The organism is Xenophilus arseniciresistens (genome assembly GCF_028023875.1).
GTDB classification, from domain to species: Bacteria; Pseudomonadota; Gammaproteobacteria; order Burkholderiales; family Burkholderiaceae_C; genus Xenophilus; species Xenophilus arseniciresistens.
In genome coordinates, this window is the sequence record NZ_JAQIPB010000001.1 from 1 (window position 1) to 17,485 (window position 17,485).

General features: G+C 70.1%; 17 protein-coding genes and 1 pseudogene. 10 read left to right on the plus strand and 8 right to left on the minus strand.

Annotated features, from left to right (window positions below; genetic code table 11):
• Window positions 1-99 (plus strand): annotated as a pseudogene (locus PGB34_RS00005) (IS110 family transposase); the annotation flags it as partial.
• Window positions 100-115: 16 nt separating this feature from the next.
• On the opposite strand, the gene folK reads toward PGB34_RS00005, so the two are convergent.
• From folK to hda, 3 genes are read right to left on the minus strand one after another with little or no spacing between them, the layout of a single operon-like run.
• Complete coding sequence (gene folK / locus PGB34_RS00010) at window positions 116-601, minus strand: 2-amino-4-hydroxy-6-hydroxymethyldihydropteridine diphosphokinase (RefSeq protein ID WP_408647820.1); 486 nt, start codon at window positions 599-601, stop codon at window positions 116-118.
• A gap of 44 nt (window positions 602-645) precedes the next feature.
• The gene (gene pcnB / locus PGB34_RS00015) at window positions 646-2,280 is read right to left on the minus strand and encodes a polynucleotide adenylyltransferase PcnB (protein ID WP_271426015.1); all 1,635 of its coding nucleotides are present in this window, start codon (window positions 2,278-2,280) and stop codon (window positions 646-648) included.
• Window positions 2,281-2,316: 36 nt separating this feature from the next.
• Window positions 2,317-3,006, minus strand: a complete 690-nt coding sequence (gene hda / locus PGB34_RS00020) for a DnaA regulatory inactivator Hda (protein ID WP_271426016.1) — start codon at window positions 3,004-3,006, stop codon at window positions 2,317-2,319.
• 341 nt (window positions 3,007-3,347) lie between these two features.
• On the opposite strand from hda, the gene purM reads away from it, so the two are divergent.
• The 5 genes from purM to PGB34_RS00045 are packed head-to-tail and all read left to right on the plus strand — an operon-like array spanning window position 3,348 to window position 8,419.
• The gene (gene purM / locus PGB34_RS00025) at window positions 3,348-4,388 is read left to right on the plus strand and encodes a phosphoribosylformylglycinamidine cyclo-ligase (protein WP_271426017.1); all 1,041 of its coding nucleotides are present in this window, start codon (window positions 3,348-3,350) and stop codon (window positions 4,386-4,388) included.
• Window positions 4,389-4,429: 41 nt separating this feature from the next.
• Window positions 4,430-5,560: an AI-2E family transporter gene (locus tag PGB34_RS00030; RefSeq protein WP_408647799.1), complete on the plus strand. Its 1,131-nt coding sequence runs from the start codon at window positions 4,430-4,432 to the stop codon at window positions 5,558-5,560.
• 11 nt (window positions 5,561-5,571) lie between these two features.
• Complete coding sequence (locus tag PGB34_RS00035; protein WP_271426018.1) at window positions 5,572-6,711, plus strand: hypothetical protein; 1,140 nt, start codon at window positions 5,572-5,574, stop codon at window positions 6,709-6,711.
• Window positions 6,704-7,750, plus strand: coding sequence for a DNA methyltransferase (locus PGB34_RS00040; protein WP_271426019.1), 1,047 nt, complete (start codon window positions 6,704-6,706; stop codon window positions 7,748-7,750). Before PGB34_RS00035 ends, PGB34_RS00040 begins: the two co-directional genes overlap by 8 nt.
• 48 nt (window positions 7,751-7,798) lie before the next feature.
• Window positions 7,799-8,419: a DJ-1/PfpI family protein gene (locus tag PGB34_RS00045; RefSeq protein WP_271426020.1), complete on the plus strand. Its 621-nt coding sequence runs from the start codon at window positions 7,799-7,801 to the stop codon at window positions 8,417-8,419.
• A gap of 27 nt (window positions 8,420-8,446) precedes the next feature.
• Here the strand turns inward: PGB34_RS00045 and yccS are convergent, their stop codons facing one another.
• From yccS to murJ, 4 genes are all read right to left on the minus strand, one after another.
• Complete coding sequence (yccS, locus tag PGB34_RS00050; protein WP_271426021.1) at window positions 8,447-10,714, minus strand: YccS family putative transporter; 2,268 nt, start codon at window positions 10,712-10,714, stop codon at window positions 8,447-8,449.
• An 83-nt stretch (window positions 10,715-10,797) separates the two neighbouring features.
• A complete protein-coding gene (locus tag PGB34_RS00055) occupies window positions 10,798-11,232 on the minus strand; it encodes a bleomycin resistance protein (RefSeq protein WP_271426022.1) in 435 nt (144 codons plus the stop codon).
• A gap of 12 nt (window positions 11,233-11,244) precedes the next feature.
• A complete protein-coding gene (locus PGB34_RS00060) occupies window positions 11,245-12,096 on the minus strand; it encodes a SirB1 family protein (protein WP_271426023.1) in 852 nt (283 codons plus the stop codon).
• A gap of 57 nt (window positions 12,097-12,153) precedes the next feature.
• Window positions 12,154-13,719: a murein biosynthesis integral membrane protein MurJ gene (gene murJ / locus PGB34_RS00065; RefSeq protein WP_271426024.1), complete on the minus strand. Its 1,566-nt coding sequence runs from the start codon at window positions 13,717-13,719 to the stop codon at window positions 12,154-12,156.
• A gap of 110 nt (window positions 13,720-13,829) precedes the next feature.
• On the opposite strand from murJ, the gene rpsT reads away from it, so the two are divergent.
• Window positions 13,830-14,144 (plus strand): 30S ribosomal protein S20, encoded by a 315-nt coding sequence (gene rpsT, locus PGB34_RS00070; RefSeq protein WP_271426025.1) that lies wholly within the window; start codon window positions 13,830-13,832, stop codon window positions 14,142-14,144.
• Between the two features lie 184 nt (window positions 14,145-14,328).
• On the opposite strand, the gene PGB34_RS00075 is transcribed toward rpsT, so the two are convergent.
• On the minus strand, window positions 14,329-14,655 hold the full coding sequence (locus tag PGB34_RS00075) for a DUF3579 domain-containing protein (protein ID WP_271426026.1): 327 nt from the start codon (window positions 14,653-14,655) through the stop codon (window positions 14,329-14,331).
• A 194-nt stretch (window positions 14,656-14,849) separates the two neighbouring features.
• Here PGB34_RS00075 and PGB34_RS00080 point away from each other — a divergent pair, with 194 nt between their 5' ends.
• The 3 genes from PGB34_RS00080 to PGB34_RS00090 all read left to right on the plus strand — a co-directional run bounded on the left by PGB34_RS00080 (window position 14,850) and on the right by PGB34_RS00090 (window position 17,480).
• Window positions 14,850-16,046, plus strand: coding sequence for an aspartate aminotransferase family protein (locus PGB34_RS00080; protein WP_271426027.1), 1,197 nt, complete (start codon window positions 14,850-14,852; stop codon window positions 16,044-16,046).
• A gap of 137 nt (window positions 16,047-16,183) precedes the next feature.
• Window positions 16,184-17,116, plus strand: coding sequence for an ornithine carbamoyltransferase (gene argF, locus PGB34_RS00085; protein ID WP_271426028.1), 933 nt, complete (start codon window positions 16,184-16,186; stop codon window positions 17,114-17,116).
• Between the two features lie 52 nt (window positions 17,117-17,168).
• A complete protein-coding gene (locus PGB34_RS00090; RefSeq protein WP_271426029.1) occupies window positions 17,169-17,480 on the plus strand; it encodes a YkgJ family cysteine cluster protein in 312 nt (103 codons plus the stop codon).
• The last annotated feature ends 5 nt before the right edge of the window (window positions 17,481-17,485 follow it).

Sequence of the window (17,485 nt, forward strand, 5' to 3'; positions counted from 1 at the left end):
AAGGTCGCCCTGGTGGCTTGCATGCGCAAGCTGCTGACCACGCTCAATGCCATGGTCCGGTCCGGAAAACCTTGGGACAAATCGCTTCACGGCGCTTGACTCGGAAGACGGTTACTCAGAGCCTGTCGATGCGCTGGCCGGAGACGGCGTGCAGCTGGGCCGCGCTCACGCGCTGCGGCGCGATTTCGGCCAGCGGCAGCAGCACGAAGGCGCGCTCGTCCATGCGCGGATGCGGCACGGTGAGCGCGGGTGTTTCCAGCCGGCTGTCGCCATAGAGCAGCAGGTCCAGGTCCAGCGTGCGCGGCGCATTGCGAAAGGGGCGCTCGCGGCCCTCCTCCAGCTCCAGCCGCTGCAGCTCGGCCAGCAGCGCCAGCGGCGCCAGCGCGGTCCGCACCTCGGCCACGGCATTGATGAAATCGGGTCCGCCGGCGTCCACCGGCGCGCTGCGGTACAGGCTGGACTGGCGCAGCAGCCGCGTCTGCGGCAGGCGGCCCAGGGCCTGCAGGCTGCGCCGCACGGTGGCGGCCGCGTCGCCCAGGTTGGCACCCAGGCCGACGAAAGCATGCACGCCCGCCGCGGCGGGCACGGCGGCCTCCGCCATGGCAGTCATCTGCGTGGCATCGGAATCGGTGGCCAAGACCCTGCTCAGTCGCCTGCGGCGGCCTGGCCGCCCGCGCTGCCACCACCGTCCCCGCCGCCGCCGGTGCGCGGCTTGCGCCGACGGCGGCGTTTGCGCGGTGCCGCCGCCTGGTCGCCGGCCGATGCATCGGGCGGCAGCTCGGGCGCGCCCCGCTCTGCGGCCACGTCATCGGCCGGCGCCTCGACGGCCCGCGGCGCGCGCCTGGGTGCGCGCTGGTGCACGCGCGGGCCGCCTCCGCCCTTCTGGCCCTGGCGCTGCTCGGCGCGCACCTGGTCCATCAGGTCCTGGCGGCGCAGGTCGTCGGCCGTGCTGAACTCCTGCCACCATTCGGCGATCGCCTCGCCCAGCTCGCCCACGTCGGCGCGCAGGCGCATGAAGTCGAAGCCCGCCCTGAAGCGCGCCTGCTCCACCAGGCCATAGGGCGTGCTGCCGCTGCGCTTTTCAAAGCGCGGCTGCATCATCCAGATCTCGCGCATGTCGGCGCCCAGCTTGCCGCGGCCCGAGACATCGCCGATGCGTGACTCGAAGACCTCGTCGATGGCGTCCTGCAGCGCGGGGAAGGGCGGCATGGCGCGCTGGCCGCCGGGGCCATCCTGCATGCGCTGCTGCCAGCCCTGGCGCACGTCGTTCCAGAGCACGCAGGCCAGCAGGAAGCTCGCGGCCACGGGCTTGCCCTCGGCCACGCGGCGGTCGGTGTCCTGCAAAGCCGCCTTCACGAAGGGCAGGTCGGCGCGCTCGACCACCACGTCCAGCAGCGGGTAGATGCCCGTGGACAGGCCCAGCGCCCGCAGCTGCGCGATGGTGGCCACCGCATGGCCGGTCTGCAGCAGCTTGAGCATCTCGTCGAACAGGCGGCTTTGCGGCACGTCGGCCAGCAGCCTGGCGGACTCGACCAGCGGCGCCGCGGTCTTGGCCTCGAGCTTGAAGCCCAGCGCCGCCAGCTTGGCCGAAAAGCGGATCGCGCGGATCACGCGCACCGGGTCTTCGCGGTAGCGCGTGACCGGGTCGCCGATCATGCGCAGCGTGAGCTTCTTCGCGTCGCGGATGCCGTGGTGGTAGTCCACCACCAGCTCACGCTCGGGGTCGTAGTACATGGCGTTGACGCTGAAGTCGCGCCGCGCCGCATCCTCGTCCTGTGGGCCCCACACGTTGTCTCGCAGCACGCGGCCGCTGGCGTCCACCGCATGGGTCATGGCGGCCAGTTCGCTCTTGCTGGTGCGCTCGTTGCCCTTGACCTGGCCGGCCGGCGCGGCGTTGTCCATGTAGGCGCGGAAGGTCGAGACCTCGATCACCTCGTGCTCGCGCCCGCGGCCGAAGACCACGTGCACGATGCGGAAGCGCCGGCCGATGATGAAGGCGCGGCGGAACAGCCCCTTGACCTGCTCGGGCGTGGCATTGGTGGCCACGTCGAAGTCCTTGGGCTTGAGGCCCAGCAGCAGGTCGCGCACCGCGCCGCCCACGATGTAGGCCTCGTAGCCCGCCTGCTGCAGGGTGGCCACCACGTTCTTGGCCCGCTCGTCCACCAGCGCGGGGTTGATGCCGTGCACGCTGACGTCCACTTCCTGGCGCTTGCCAAAGCGGTTCTTGCGGGCGCCGCCTTCGGCCTTGCCCAGCAGCTTGTCGATGAGTGTCTTGATCATTGCTTGTTGGTTGCGGAAGCGCCGGGCGCCTCCTCGTCATTCGTTTTCGAGCATGGCGCGCACCAGCGGAATGGTCAGCGCGCGCTGGGTGCGCATGGCGTAGCCGTCCAGGTGGTCCAGCAGTTGCATCAGGCTGCCCAGGTCGCGGCTGAAGCGGTGCAGCACATAGTCGATGACCTCCTCGGGCAGCACCAGCCCGCGGGCGTCGGCCGACTTGCGCAGCACCGCGCGGCGGGCCGTCTCGTCCAGCAGGTGCAGCTGGAACACATGGCCCCAGCCCAGGCGCGTGCGCAGGTCCTCGCGCAGCGGCAGGTCGGCCGGCGGCAGCGTGCCCGCCGCCACCACGCCGCGCCCCAGCGTCTGCGCATGGATGAACCAGTTGAAGGCCGCATGCTGCTGCACCGGCGAGTAGTGCTGCACGTCGTCCATCATGACCGCGCCCCAGCGCTCGTCAAAGGGCGGCGGCTCGCCCATGCCCGGGTGCAGCCAGCCCACCAGCGCCCCCTGCTCGCGCAGCGCGGCGCGCACCGATTCGAGCAGGTGGCTCTTGCCGGTGCCTTCCTCGCCCCAAAGGTAGGTGGGCACGGGTGAATGCAGCGCGGGTTCGGCGCCATGGCCCACCCACAGCTTCAGGTGCTCCAGCGCCGCCGCGTTCTTCGGCCCGGCAATGAAGCTCGCAAGGCTCGGCCCGGTCTGAAGACCGATGTCGAGCGCGAGCTGCTTCATGGACACGAGCAAGAGGACGGGAATTGGGCAAGGCCCGAAATGGATTGGCCGCGGGCGGCGGTTGGGCGACCCTTCAGGATGCTCTTCATGAATCGAGCGTCCAGTGGGCGCTGCGGATCGGGATGGGCTGCGAGGCGCAAAGCGCAGGAATAGCCATCGCTATTGCGAGCATTTGCAACGAAGCAGATCACCCGAGCCCGCAGATGCACACGGCGCGAGGATTCGTGAAGAGCATCCTAAAATCGCCGCGGAATTCTATCGGCCCGCTCCCGACCGCCCCGGCGGCCTCACGCGGCGCCCTTCTTCATCACCTTGCCTCTCGCTTCCTGCCTGCCCTGCCCATGACCTCGCCCTCCTCCACCCCCCTGAGCTACAAGGACGCCGGCGTCGACATCGACGCGGGCGACGCGCTGGTCGATCGCATCAAGCCCCTGGCCAAGAAAACCATGCGCGAGGGCGTGCTGGCCGGCATCGGCGGCTTCGGCGCGCTGTTCGAAGTGCCCAAGCGCTACCAGGAACCCGTGCTCGTGTCGGGCACCGATGGCGTGGGCACCAAGCTCAAGCTGGCCTTCGAATGGAACATGCACGACACCGTGGGCATCGACCTGGTGGCCATGAGCGTCAACGACGTGCTGGTGCAGGGCGCCGAGCCGCTGTTCTTCCTGGACTACTTCGCCTGCGGCAAGCTCGACGTGGACACGGCCGCGGCCGTGGTCGGCGGCATCGCCCGCGGCTGCGAGCTGTCGGGCTGCGCACTGATCGGCGGCGAAACGGCCGAGATGCCCGGCATGTACCCCGCGGGCGAATACGACCTGGCGGGCTTTGCCGTCGGCGCCGTTGAAAAGTCCAAGATCCTCACGGGCCAGAACGTCAAGACCGGCGACGTGGTGCTGGGCCTGGCCTCGCACGGCGTGCATTCCAACGGCTTCTCGCTGGTGCGCAAGGTGATCGAACGCGCTGGCGCCGACCTGCCCGCCACGCTGGACGGCAAGCCCTTCCGCGAAGCCGTGATGGCGCCCACGCGCCTGTACGTCAAGCCCGTGCTGGCGGCCCTTGCAAAGCACCCGATCAAGGCGCTGGCCCACATCACCGGCGGCGGCCTGCTCGAGAACATCCCGCGCGTGCTGCCCGAAGGCATGGCCGCACACCTGAAGGCCGGCAGCTGGCCGCAGACCGAATTGTTCGCCTGGCTGCAGAAGGTGGCCGCGATTGACGACGTGGAGATGAACCGCACCTTCAACAACGGCATCGGCATGGTGGTGGTCATCGCCGCCGACCAGGCCGCCGCCTGCGCCGCCACGCTGCGCGAGCTGGGCGAGACGGTGTACGAGATCGGCGCCATCGCGCCGCGCGGCGACGGCGCCGCCGTGCAGGTGGGCTGAGCCCCCGGCGACCGAACGCACCGCCCGCCCGGCCGCCACGCATGCACGACCGCCCCGCGCACCACCTGCCCAGCGCACCCGCCCCTCTCGCCGCCCCGCCCATGCCCGTGCTCGGGCCGCCGGCCTCGCTGGGCGTGATGATCGCCAGCTACGTCCTGATGGGCGCCGCCCTGATGGGCGTGATGCTGAGCCATCTGCTGGTGGGCCTGCTGGCCGTTTGCGTGGGCTTCCTGGCCACGCGCACCTTCGTTCGAATGATGGTGCGGCTGGCGCACCGGCTGCTCGGGCGCCTGTACCCGCATGACGCCAACGGGCAGCTGCCCCGCCGCATCGAGGCCATCATCCAGGCGCTCACGATCATCCTGGTCATCGTGGCGCCGCTGGTGCTGCTGGGCGTGGGCATTTCGCAGGCGCGCGAATACATCGTCGATGCGCCGCAGCAGTACCGCGAGCTGCTCGACTACGTGGCGCGCACCATCCTCGAGCTGCGCCAGAAGCTGCCGCCCGACCTGGCCAGCTCGCTGCCGGCCGCGGCCGGCGAAGTGCAGCACATGGTGGCCAACTACCTGCGCACGCAGGCCGGCTCGCTGGCGCTGGCCGGCCGCGCCTGGCTGGCGGGCCTGCTGTTCGCCTACGTGGGCCTGATCGTGGGCGGCCTGGCCGCGGTGGCGCGCGCACCCGCCATCCGCCAGCCGCTGGCGGCGCAGATGCACCAGCGCATCACCACCTTCGGGCAGGCCTTCCGCCAGATCGTGGCGGCGCAGTTCTGGATCGCCAGCTTCAACACCACGCTGACGGCCGTGTTCCTGCTGTTCGTGCTGCCGCACTGGAACCTGCAGCTGCCCTATACGCCGGCGCTGATCACGCTGACCTTCATCGCCGGGCTGATCCCCATCGTGGGCAACCTGCTGTGCAACGTGGTGATCACGCTGGTGGGGCTGTCGGTCTCGCCGCTCACGGCCGCCGCCTGCCTGGCCTTCCTGATCCTGATCCACAAGGCCGAATACGCCATCAACGCCAAGGTGGTGGGCAGCCGCACTCACATCGCGGTGTGGGAGCTGCTGGCCGTGATGTTCGCGGCCGAGGCCGTGTTCGGCCCCGCGGGCCTGGTGGCGGCGCCGCTGTTCTACGCCTACCTCAAGAAGGAGCTGCAGGCGGCAGGGCTCGTCTGAGCCCGCCAGCCATGGCCCTGCCCCTTGCGCCCTCGCAGCCCCTGGCGGCTGCGCACGATGACGATGAGGAAGAAGCCGCGCTGCTGGCGCTGCTGCGGCGCCAGGGGCTGCCCACCCTCCAGCGGCTGCCGCCTGCCGATGAAGCGGCGCGCTGGCACGCGCTGCAACTTGGTGGCCCGCAGGGCCGCAGGCTGCGGCTGGCGCTGCCGATCACCTTCACGCCCTATGCCTCGGCCCGGCCCTGCTCGGCGCGCTGCACCTTCTGCTCCGAAAACCTGCGCCCGCTGCGCAGCGTGACGCCCGCGGCGCTGCTGCGGCCGGCGCCGGACTATTTCGATGGCCTGCAGCGCGCGCTGCACGCGCTGCGCGGCGTGCCGCTGTCCTGGTCGCTGTCGGGCCTGGAAAGCACGGACGACGCCGCCTGGCTGCTGCGCCTGCTGGCCCACCTGCAAGCCGCGGAAGAAGACGGCATCCCGGTGCAGGAGCGCGTGCTCTACACCAACGGCGCGGGCTTCGCGCAGGCCCAGGGCGCAGCCCTGATGGACGCGCTGCAGCGCTTTGGCCTGAGCTGGATCGAACTCTCGCGCCACCACCAGGACGGCGCGCGCAACCAGGCCATCATGCGCTTCAGGCCCGGCGAGCCCATTGCCGCGCAGCCCTGCTTCGAATCGGTGGCGCAAACGCTGGCCGCGCGCTTTGCGCTGCGCCTGATCTGCCTGGTGCAGCAAGACGGCGTGGACAGCCCCGAGGCCGTGGCCGACTACCTGCGCTGGGCTGCGCGCTGCGGCGCCAAGACGGTGATCCTGCGCGAGTTCTCGCGCCTGGACGCCGGCTACCGCGACAACGCCACGGCGCGCCACCTGCAGGCGGCGCGCGTGCCCATGGCGCCGCTGCTGCGCGCCTGCCTGGCCGACGCACGGCTGGGCGGGCTCTGGGAGCCGCTGTCGCTCACGCAGGGCTACTACTTCCAGAACCTGCGCGTGCGCATGCCCGACGGGTTGGAGGTGGTCTTCGAATGGTCCGACTACGCGGCCATGCACCAGCGGCATGCCAGTGGCGATGTCTACAAGCTCGTGTACTTCGCCAACGGCCAGCTCTGCGCGGGCTGGGACCCGGCGCACGAGGTGCTGCTGGACACGCGCCATGGATGAACGCAGCTGGATGCGGCTGGACGCCGAGCCTTCGGCGCATGCGCTGCCGCGCGCGCTGGCCGCGCACGACCCGCTGGGCGGGCGCGACATCGGCTGGGTCACGCAGATGCAGCCCTTCGTCCGCCACTTCAGCCGGCCCGGCGACACCGTCTTCGACCCCTTCGCGGGTGCCGGCACCACCTTGCTGGCTGCGCAGCTGGAAGGCCGCCAGGCCCTGGGCTGCGAGGTGGACGCGGGTCGCGTGGCACTGATCGGCCAGCGCTTCGCCCAACTGGGACTGCCGGCGCCGCCGGTGATCGCAAGTTCCTGCGACCAGCTGGGCGACGAGGCGCTGCCCCGCTTCGACCTGTGCCTGAGCAACGTGCCCTACTTCGGCTGCGACTGGCCCGGCGAGGCGCAGGCCGGGCAGCTCTATGGCAGCGACAGCTACGCGGCCCACCTGGCCGGCCTGCGCGCCGTGTTCCATCGCGTGGGCCAGCGCCTGCCCGAGGGCGGCTTCTGCATTGCGATGGTGCAGAACCTGCGCCTGGGCGGACGCATGCTGCCGCTGGCCTTCGACCTGGCCCAGATCCTTGGCAGCCTCTTCGTGCTGCAGGAAGAGCGCGTGATCGTCTATGAGCGGCCCGGCGCCGCCGGCGCAGCGCTGCCGGCCTTCGACACGCGCACCGACCGCAGCCACGAATACGCCCTCATCGCGCGCAAGCAGCGCGAGGCCGTGGACCTGCACGCCACGGCCGCGCTGCTGCGGGCCCTGCGCGCCGAAGGCCATGCCTTCACGCTCTTCGGCAGCTTCGCGCGCTGGCTGGCCGACCCGGCCTCGGCCACGCCCGCGGACGCCGACCTGCGCGTGGCCGCCGACGAAGCCACGCTGGGGCCCCTGCTGGCCGCGCTGGCCGCGCGCGGCTTTGCGCTGCACAGCTGGGGCGAGCGCGTGCCGCTGCCGCTGGTGATGGCGCCCTGGCGCGGGCGCCACTACTTCCGCGCCACTCGCGTGGACCGGCAGGGCCGGCGCGTGCAGCTGGATCTTTGCTACGAGTGAGTGAGACATCAGGGCCGACAGCGCCCTGAATTGATCGAAACTGGCCGCATGACGCATGAAAGAAGTTTGCAGGTCAGCATCCTTGTGTTCGACGATGTCGAAGCCCTGGACTTTGCCGGCCCCTATGAAGTCTTCACCACGGCCAGTCGCGTGCAGGCCCGACGCGCGCCGGGCCAGCCACCGGCCTTTGCCGTGTCGCTGGTGGCCCAAAGCCTGGCGCCCGTGCGCGCACGCGCCGGCCTGCGTGTGCTGCCCGACCATGTGCTGGACGACACGCCGCCCACCGATCTGCTGCTGATCCCCGGTGGCGTGGTCGATGCGGCGCGCCAGTCGCGCCCGCTGCTGGACTGGATCGCGCGGCTGCACGCCGGCACGCGGCTGACGGCCTCGGTCTGCACCGGCGCCTTCCTGCTGGCCGATGCGGGCGTGCTGCCCGCCGGCCCCTGCACCACGCACTGGGAAGACGTGGCCGACCTGCAGGCGCAGTTCCCGCCCTTGCAGGTGCAGCAGGACCCGCGCTGGGTGGCCCAGCCCGCGCGGCGCCTGTACACCTCGGCCGGCATCAGCGCGGGCCTGGACCTGAGCCTGCACCTGGTCGGCCAACTGATCAGCTTGGAGCTGGCGCAGGCCACGGCGCGCCAGATGGACTACCACTGGCAGGCCGACTGAAGATCCGTGCCGGGCGCGGGTTGGGCCTCAGGGCTGCGTTTGCGCCTCAGGTTCGGTTTGCGCCGAAGGCCCCTTGGCCGGGCCGAGCCACTCGCGCGCATGCTGGCGCAGCGCATCCACCTGCAGCCAGACCAGCTCCAGCTGCGTGCGCACCAGGCGCCACACGGCGGCCTCGCCTTCCAGCCATGCGTCGTCGCCCGCGCCTGTGGCGGAAAGCGCCGACAGCGCCGCGCGCGCAGCGCGGGCGGCAGCGGTGTCGGCCGGGGGCGGCTGGCCGCGCGCCAGGGCCTCGCCCAGCGCCAGCAGGGCGGCGCCGGCCTCGTCCGCGGCCTGCTGCAGCAGCGGGCCGCGCGCCGCGTCGCCCAGGGCCGTGCGGTGCGAGCCCAGTGCCGAGAGGTAGTTCAGCAAGGTGTGCGCTTGGATCAGGAAGCGCAGCGCCGCACCGGCCTGCGGGCGCGCAAAACCGGGTTCGCGCAGCATCTCGTTGACGGCCGTGGCCAGCGCGGCGTCGGCGTTGTGCGCGTTGCGCCGCGCCAGCCGGTAGGCCAGCGTGTCGCTGGCGCCGCTGCGGTACTGGGCCGCGATCTGCTGCAGATAGGCGGCGTGCTCGCGCAACGCCCGCCCGGCGACCTCGTGGATGCGCCGGGCCTGCCAGTGCGGCAGCACCAGCAGCACGGCCAGGCCCGCGATCACGCTGCCGATGGCCGTGTCGATCAGCCGCGGCACGATCAGCGCCGCACTGTCCATCACCTGGTGGAAGCTCATCAGCACCAGCAATGTCATGCAGGCCGTGGCCAGCAGGTAGCGCGTGCTGCGCATTGCAAAGAACAGCACGCCGGCCAGCACCGCGAAAAGCGTCTGCAGCAGCGGCTGCGGGAACAGCTCGATCAGCGCCCAGCCCAGCACCACGCCCAGCGCCGTGCCCGCGATGCGCTGGCCCATGCGGGCGATGGTGTCGCCATAGCTGGGCTGGCACACGAAGAGCGTGGTGAGCATGATCCAGTAGCCCTGCGGCAGGTGGAAGAGCGTCATCACGCCAAAGCCCGCTGCCAGCGCCACGCCCAGCCGCACGCCGTGACGGAACAGCGGCGAGCGCGTGTTGCACTGGCTGCGCACGCGGGCCCAGGCGTCGTGCCAGGTGCGTGGCGAGCGGTCGAACAGGCTCATGTCGGCACGCCCCAGCCGCGCGGCCGGATGGGCCGTGTGGCTGGCCCCGGCCAACTGCGCCTGCAGCTGGGCCAGGTTGCGCGCCAGCGCCTGCACCGAAGCCAGCAGCGCAACCGCTTCAGGCGTGGGCTGCTGCGCCCGCGCATGGGCGATGGCGCTGCGCAGCTCGGCCAGGGCCTGCACGCCGTCGTCGCCCATCACGAAGGGTTCGCGCCGCGCGATGGAGTCGGCCAGCCGCTGGCAGGCGATGCCCTGCAGGTGGAGCACGCGCTGGCAGCGGTACAGCAGGTCGCTGTGGAAGAAGACGTGAGCCAGGGCCTCGTACTGCTCGTGCGAGGAACTGGCGCGTTCATGCACGTCCTGCGCGATCAGGTACAGGCCCCGGTAGCGCGCGAGGCGGCCCGAGTGCGGGCGCCGGCCCAGGCGGCTGAACAAGGCCTCCTTGGTGGCGTTGAGCGCATCGACCACCGCGGCGTTGCGCTGCGCCAGCACCAGGCGGCGGCCCTGCACGGCTACATCGCGCAGCGGCTCGAAGAGCGAGGCCTTGTACTGCACGTACGCGCCCAGCACCTGGAACAGCCGCACCAGCCGGGCCTGGACCGGCAGGGCCGGAAACAGCGCGCACCACAGCACCGACACCAGCCCGAAGGCCGCCGCGCCGGCCAGCAGCAGCGCAGGCTCCTGCCAGCGCCAGCCCGCCAGGCCCACGGCCTGCGCATGCTCGGCGCCGAGCGTGGCGTACATGCCCAGGATCAGCGTGGCATAAACGATGGCCTTGTAGCGCGCGCCCACCGCGCCGAGCATGGTCAGCCCGAAGGCGGCCAGCGCGAAACCGCACACATAGGCCCAGGGATGGGGAAAGAGCCACTCCACGCCGCAGGCCATGAGCGCAAAGCAGGCCAGCGTGGCCAGTTGCGCGCGCAAGCGCCCCCGCCAGCTGTCGTCGGTTTCAGCCAGCGCGCTGGCGATCACGCCCAGCGCCAGTGGCAGGGCTGCGCCGCTCCAGCCGTACCAGCGGCACACCGCCGTCAGGCCCCCCAGCACCAGCAGCACGCGCAGGGCCTGCGCCTGTGCGCCCAGCGCAAGGCCATGCTTCTTCAGAAAAACACGCAGTCCAGGGATCGTCATTGCCTTTGCGGCGCGCAGGATGCGTGCCAGCCCGATGCTGCGGGCCGGCCCTCACGGGCGCCGATCAGCCTCTTGCCTCGGCCTCAGAGATAGCCGCAAAAGCGCAGCACATGCCCGTCGGGCTCGCGGATCGCAAACTCGCGCAGGCCCCAGGGCTGCGAGGTGAGCGGCTCCAGCACCGTGACGCCGCGCCGGCAGTAGGCGGCGTGCAACCCGTCCACGTCCTGGCCCACGTGGATCACGATCTCGCCGCGCCAGGGCGGCGCCTCGCGGCCGGCGCACTGCCACAGCCGCAGGTACACGGCCTCGCCCAGTTCGCGCGAAGGCGGCACGTGCTTGACGCGCGCATAGCTGGGCGGCTCGCCGGCCATGAAGTCCAGCTCGAAGCCCAGCACCTGCGAGAACCAGCGCGCCGCGCGCACCACGTCCGTCACCGGCAGCACGGGCTGCACGCCATGAAACTGGTGCAGCGTGCCCAGGCGCACTTCTTCAGGCTTGTTCCTGTCCGGGCTTTTCATTTTTTTTGGGGCTCAGCTTTCGGCGCGGCGCAAGGCGGCCACGCGCTCGGCAATGAGGTCCACGTCCAGCGCGTCCTCGGCATGGGCCAGGTAGGTTTCGAGGTCGGCCACGGCCAGTTGTGTGTGGCCTTGCCCGGCATGGGCCAGGCCGCGGTCGCGGTACTCGCCCCAGGCTTGCGGCAGCAGCACGATCAGCCGGTCCTGCACCGGAATCAGCCGCGCCCAGTCTTCCTGCGCCTGATGGATTTCCTTCAGGTTGCGCAGCATGCGCGCGATGATCTCGCGCGGCTGCGCGGGCTGCAGGTACAGGCCCAGCGGCACGTCGAACTCGCCCACCAGCCCGTTGTTGCGCTTGTAGGGCTCCAGCCGCTCGCTGAGTTCCTCGCGCGAGAGCGACTGGCCCGTGAACGGGTCCAGCACCACCTGGCCCTTGGGCAGCGAGACCTTGAGCATGAAGTGGCCCGGAAAGCTGACGCCGCGTGCCGAGAGGTTCAGGCCCTGCGCCAATTCCAGCCACAGCACGGCCAGGGAGATGGGGATGCCGCGGCGCGTGCGCAGCACCGCATTCAGGTAGCTGTTGTCGGGGTCGTAGTAGTCGTTGACATTGCCGCCGAAACTCAGGTCCCTGAAGAAGAACTGGTTCAGCGCGCGCAGCCGGGCCAGCGGCGCGGCATCGGCCGGCAGGCGGCGCTTCAGGCGCGCCAGCAGTTGGTCCACATCGCCCAGCACCTGCTGCACGTCCACGTCGGGGTATTCGTCCTGCGCCAGGCTGGCCGCCGCTTCCAGCAGCGGGAAGTGGTCGTCGCTCTGGACCAGGGCGCTGAAGTAGGCCAGCGGCGTGGGGGTGTCGAAGCTCAGGGACATGGGGCTTTGTAGTGGAAGCGGTCGCACAGCGTCAAGGCGCCGGCCGGGGCGCAGGGCTCAGCGCTTGAACAGTGTGCGCAGGCGCAGGCCCAAGGCCATGAGCGCGCCGAAGTACAGCAGCGCCGCCGCCCCGATGAAGCCCGCCAGAAAGCCCACGCGCAGCAGGCGCGCCTCGCGCAGGGCCACCCAGTCCACGGCCTGGTTGCCCCACCACAGCAGCGCCCCCATCAGCGCCGAAGCCGCCAGCACCTGCAGCACGAAGCGGCCCCAGCCCGGCAGCGGCTTGTAGCTGCCGCGGCGGATCAGGCCCACCAGCAGCCACAGCGCATTGACCATGGCGCCGATGCCGATGGTCAGCGTGAGCGCGGCATGCTGCAACTGCGGCACCAGCAGCAGGTTCAGCAACTGGGTGAGGATCAGCACGCCCACCGCGATGAGCATCGGCGTCTTCATGTCGTGCTTGGCGTAGTAGCCCGGCGCCAGCACCTTGATGGCCACGATGCCGACCAGGCCCACGCCGTAGTTGGCCAGGGCCAGCGTGGTGCGCTGCACGTCGGTGCCCGTGAAGGCGCCGTTGTGGAAGAGCACCGCCACCAGCGGCGCAGAGAACAGCAGCAGCGCCACCGCGCAGGGCAGCGCCAGCAGCAGCACCAGGCGCAGGCCCCAGTCCAGCATGGCCGAGTAGCGCTGCTCGTCCTTGGCCGCGCGGGCCGAGGCCAATTGCGGCATCAGCACCACGCCCAGCGCCACGCCCAAAAGCGCGGTCGGGAACTCCATCAGCCGGTCGGCGCTGGTGATCCAGGTCACGCTGCCAGCCGCCAGGTGCGAGGCGATCTGGGTGTTGATGAGCAGCGAGATCTGCGCCACGCTCACGCCCAGCAGCGCCGGCAGCATCAGGCGCATGACCTTGCGCGTGGGGGCATGGTGCCAGGCGCTGCGCAGCGCCCGCCAGCCCAGGCCGATGCGCGGCAGCATGCCCACGCGGCGCAGCGCCGGCAGCTGGATGGCCAGCTGCAGCACGCCGCCGAGCATCACGCCGGCGCACAGGGCGTAGATGGGCTCGATGCCCCAGCGCGCGAACAGCGGCGCGCCCAGCACGAGCGAAGCGATCATCGCGAGGTTCAGCAGCACCGGCGAGGCGGCCGGCACGGCGAACTTCTTCCAGGTGTTGAGCACCCCGCCGGCCAGCGCCACCAGCGACATGAAGCCGATGTAGGGGAACATCCAGCGCGTCATGACCACGGCCGCGTCGAAAGCGCCACCCTTGTCCTGCAGGCCGCTGGCCATCGCCCAGACCAGCAGCGGCGCGCCCAGCACGCCGGCCATGCACAGCAGCACCAGCGCCCAGCTCAGCAAGGTCGCCACATGGTCCACCAGCGACCTGGCAGCCGCATCACCCTGCTCCGTGCGGTGTGCGGCCAGCACCGGCACGAAGGCCTGGCTGAAGGCACCTTCGCCGAACACGCGGCGAAACAGGTTGGGGATGCGGAAGGCGACGTGGAAGGCGTCTGTCAGCGCACTGACGCCGAAGACCGAGGTCATCAGCACATCGCGCACCAGGCCGGTGACGCGCGAAGCCAGCGTGAGCAGGGAAACGGTGGAGGCGGCTTTGAACAGGGACACAGCGGGCGCAGTGTAGGTGCTCCGGCACGGGGCTTTTTGCAGGTGGCTCGCGGGTGGGATAGAATCCGCGGTTCGCTGCAACATCCCCAGACACTCTAGGAACACGAAAAATGGCATCTGCCAAGCCCAAGAAGAAGAACCCGCGCCTGGCGTCGGGCCGCAAGCGCGTCCGCCAGGACGTCAAGATCAACGCCGCCAACAGCTCGCTGCGTTCCAAGTACCGCACCGCGGTGAAGAACGTCGAGAAGGCCGTCGCCGCTGGCGACAAGACCAAGGCCACCGAGCTGTTCGCCAAGGCCCAGAAGGTGGTGGACACCATCGCCGACAAGGGCATCTTCCACAAGAACAAGGCTGCTCGCGACAAGAGCCGCCTGGCCGCCAAGGTCAAGGCTCTGGCCCTGGCCGCCGCACCGGCCGCCGCCTGACGGACATTCAGGTCAGCCCGGATCGCCCCGCCCTCTTCGGGCACCTGCGATCCGCCGTTTGATCGGGTGCGCTGCAGCGAAAAGAAAAACCGCCTTCGGGCGGTTTTTTCTTGCCTGGCGCACAGGCATCGGGCAGGGTCGGATGAAAAAGGAAGGCTGCGGGATCGCCCCCCCGCGCGCCGGCTCAGCCCTTGGCGGGCGGCTTGGCCTCAGGCACCAGACAGGCTTCGGCCACCTGCAGGTCGTTGTCGCGCGCGAAGTTCATGACGAAGTCCCAGGCCATGGGCTCGGCATCGCGCAGGTCGCGGTGCACGACCACGCACTTGACGCCATTGATGACCGTGGGAACGCACCAGGGGGAATAGCTCAGGTGGCTGCCGGGACGCGCCCCGCCTGGCCTGAACTGGCACATGACCCCGGCGAGGCGCTCGGCCCAGTCGCTGGGTCTGAAGGCTCGCCCCGAGCTGGTGACGCCCTGGATGAAGATCTCTTTGGAGGGGGAAGGAGGCATGTGGGAAAGGCGCCGACTGGGGTGCTGCAGCGCATCATGATTCTACCGTCCGCCACATGCAGGCTTCATGCCGCCGACCGCATGCGCCGCCGCATCCGAAGGGCATGGCTGTGATGCGCAATCCTCAACGAAGGCGTCATGCCCGGCTTCTAGAATTCCCCCTCACTTTCACGACGCGACCCCCTGGAGAGCCCATGAGCGCCACCACCGAACCCACCTCGCCCCATGTCATGAACACCTACGGTCGACTGCCGATCGCGCTGTCGCATGGCCAGGGCTGCCGAGTCTGGGACACCCAGGGCAAGGCCTATCTGGACGGCCTGGGCGGCATCGCCGTGAACACGCTGGGCCACAACCATCCCGAACTGGTGCCGGCCCTGCAGGACCAGCTGGCCAAGCTGATCCACAGCTCCAACTACTACCACGTGCCGGGCCAGGAAGCGCTGGCGGCCAAGCTGGTCGAGCTGTCGGGCATGACCAATGCCTTCTTCTGCTGCACGGGGCTGGAAGCCAATGAGGCGGCCCTGAAGCTGGCGCGCAAGTTCGGCCACGACAAGGGCATCGAGAAGCCGCAGATCGTGGTCTATGAGCACGCCTTCCACGGCCGCAGCATCGCCACGCTCAGCGCCACCGGCAACCCCAAGATCCAGGCCGGCTTCGGCCCGCTGGTCGAGGGCTTCATCCGCGTGCCGCTCAACGACATGGCCGCACTTCAGTCCGCCACCGAAGGCAACCCCAATGTGGTGGCCGTGCTGTTCGAGACCATCCAGGGCGAAGGCGGCATCCACCCCATGCGCGCCGACTACCTGCAGGCCGTGCGCGCACTGTGCGATGCCAATGACTGGCTGATGATGATCGACGAGATCCAGACCGGCATCGGCCGCACCGGCAAGTGGTTTGCGCATCAGTGGGCCGGCATCGTGCCCGACGTGATGTCGCTGGCCAAGGGCCTGGGTTCGGGCATGCCCGTGGGCGCCGTGCTGGCCGGCCCGCGCGCGGCCGAGCTGTTCAAGCCCGGCAACCATGGCACCACCTTCGGCGGCAACCCGCTGGCCATGCGCGCCGGCACCGAAACGCTGCGCATCATGGAAAAAGACGCGCTGCTGAAGAACGCCGCCGATGTGGGCGCCCATCTCAAGTCCGCGCTGCAGGCCGCCTTCGAGGGCGTGGCCGGCGTCAAGGAAGTGCGTGGCCAGGGCCTGATGCTGGGCATCGAGCTGGACCGCCCCGCCGGCGCCATCCTCACGCGCGCCTGCGAAGCCGGCCTGCTGCTGTCGGTGACGGCCGACAGCGTGATCCGCCTGGTGCCGCCGCTGATCCTGACCACCGCAGAAGCCGACGAGATCGTCGCCATCCTGGCGCCCATCGTGAAGGCCTTCCTGCAGGAGTAAGAAAGAAGCCGCGCCTGCGCCTGCCATGCGGCGCGCGCAGGCTTCATCCTCGAAGGGAGGCAAGCGCCGGCGGGCACCCGCTGCCACAATGCACCTTTGAGCACCCCGGGGCCGCCAGGCGCCCGCCCCTTTTCGCCATGACCTCTCCCGCGATCCGCCATTACCTGCAGTTCTGCGACCTGACGGCCGACGAATACGCCTACATCTTCGAGCGTGCCGCCTTCATCAAGCGCAAGTTCAAGGCCTACGAGAAGCACCACACGCTCTCAGACCGCACGCTGGCCATGATCTTCGAGAAGGCCAGCACCCGCACGCGCGTGAGCTTCGAGGCCGGCATGTACCAGCTCGGCGGCAGCGTGGTGCACCTGACCACGGGCGACAGCCAGCTGGGCCGCGCCGAGCCCATCGAAGACAGCGCCAAGGTCATCAGCCGCATGACCGATCTGGTGATGATCCGCACCTTCGAGCAGGAAAAGATCGTTCGCTTTGCGGCCAACTCGCGCGTGCCGGTCATCAACGGGTTGACCAACGAGTTCCACCCCTGCCAGATCGTGGCCGACATCTTCACCTTCATCGAGCACCGCGGCTCCATCAAAGGCAAGACCGTGGCCTGGGTGGGCGATGGCAACAACATGGCCAACACCTGGCTGCAGGCGGCCGACCTGCTGGACTTCACCGTGCACGTGAGCACGCCCAGCGGCTATGAGATCGATGAGAAGCTGGCCTTCAACGGCCACGCGCCGCGCGCCGGCAGCTACAAGGTCTTCAAGGACCCGATGGACGCCTGCCGTGGCGCCGACCTGGTGACCACCGACGTGTGGACCAGCATGGGCTACGAAGCCGAGAACGAAAAGCGCCGCGAGGCCTTTGCCGACTGGTGCGTGGACGAAGCCATGATGGCCGTCGCCCAGCCCGACGCCCTGTTTATGCACTGCCTGCCCGCACACCGCGGCGAAGAGGTGCAGGCCGAAGTCATCGACGGCCCGCAGTCCGTGGTCTGGGACGAGGCCGAGAACCGCATGCATGCGCAGAAGGCGCTGATGGAGTTTCTGCTGCTGGGTCGGCTGTGAAGCCCGGCCGGGGCCGCTGCCCTGGCCTGCCCCATGCGCGCGCCCTGCCCCGATGAGCCAGTGCCAGCAATGCGGCGCCTGCTGCGCCGCCTACCGTGTGGACTTCAGCCAGCACGAGCTGATGAGCGAAGGCGGCTGCGTGCCCGACGGGCTGGCGCTGCCGCTGACCAGCAGCCTCGCGCGCATGCGCGGCACCGATCATTCACCGCCGCGCTGTGCAGCGCTTTCGGGCCGCATCGGTGAGCGCGTGGACTGCGGCATCTACGAATGGCGGCCCGGGCCCTGCCATGAGCTGGAAGAAGGCAGCGACGCCTGCCACCGAGCGCGGGCGCGGCATGGCCTGTTGCCATTGAGCGCCGGCTAAGCCGG

Bases quoted from the DNA above. Each gene is read 5' to 3' on its own strand.
- purM (WP_271426017.1), top strand. From the start codon at position 3,348: ATGACCTCGCCCTCCTCCACCCCCCTGAGCTACAAGGACGCCGGCGTC.
- PGB34_RS00035 (WP_271426018.1), top strand. From the start codon at position 5,572: ATGGCCCTGCCCCTTGCGCCCTCGCAGCCCCTGGCGGCTGCGCACGAT.
- yccS (WP_271426021.1), bottom strand. From the start codon at position 10,714: ATGACGATCCCTGGACTGCGTGTTTTTCTGAAGAAGCATGGCCTTGCG.
- PGB34_RS00075 (WP_271426026.1), bottom strand. From the start codon at position 14,655: ATGCCTCCTTCCCCCTCCAAAGAGATCTTCATCCAGGGCGTCACCAGC.
- hda (WP_271426016.1), bottom strand. From the start codon at position 3,006: ATGAAGCAGCTCGCGCTCGACATCGGTCTTCAGACCGGGCCGAGCCTT.
- pcnB (WP_271426015.1), bottom strand. From the start codon at position 2,280: ATGATCAAGACACTCATCGACAAGCTGCTGGGCAAGGCCGAAGGCGGC.
- PGB34_RS00045 (WP_271426020.1), top strand. From the start codon at position 7,799: ATGACGCATGAAAGAAGTTTGCAGGTCAGCATCCTTGTGTTCGACGAT.
- PGB34_RS00040 (WP_271426019.1), top strand. From the start codon at position 6,704: ATGGATGAACGCAGCTGGATGCGGCTGGACGCCGAGCCTTCGGCGCAT.
- folK (WP_408647820.1), bottom strand. From the start codon at position 601: ATGGCGGAGGCCGCCGTGCCCGCCGCGGCGGGCGTGCATGCTTTCGTC.
- PGB34_RS00060 (WP_271426023.1), bottom strand. From the start codon at position 12,096: ATGTCCCTGAGCTTCGACACCCCCACGCCGCTGGCCTACTTCAGCGCC.
- PGB34_RS00090 (WP_271426029.1), top strand. From the start codon at position 17,169: ATGAGCCAGTGCCAGCAATGCGGCGCCTGCTGCGCCGCCTACCGTGTG.
- PGB34_RS00080 (WP_271426027.1), top strand. From the start codon at position 14,850: ATGAGCGCCACCACCGAACCCACCTCGCCCCATGTCATGAACACCTAC.
- argF (WP_271426028.1), top strand. From the start codon at position 16,184: ATGACCTCTCCCGCGATCCGCCATTACCTGCAGTTCTGCGACCTGACG.
- rpsT (WP_271426025.1), top strand. From the start codon at position 13,830: ATGGCATCTGCCAAGCCCAAGAAGAAGAACCCGCGCCTGGCGTCGGGC.
- PGB34_RS00030 (WP_408647799.1), top strand. From the start codon at position 4,430: ATGCACGACCGCCCCGCGCACCACCTGCCCAGCGCACCCGCCCCTCTC.
- PGB34_RS00055 (WP_271426022.1), bottom strand. From the start codon at position 11,232: ATGAAAAGCCCGGACAGGAACAAGCCTGAAGAAGTGCGCCTGGGCACG.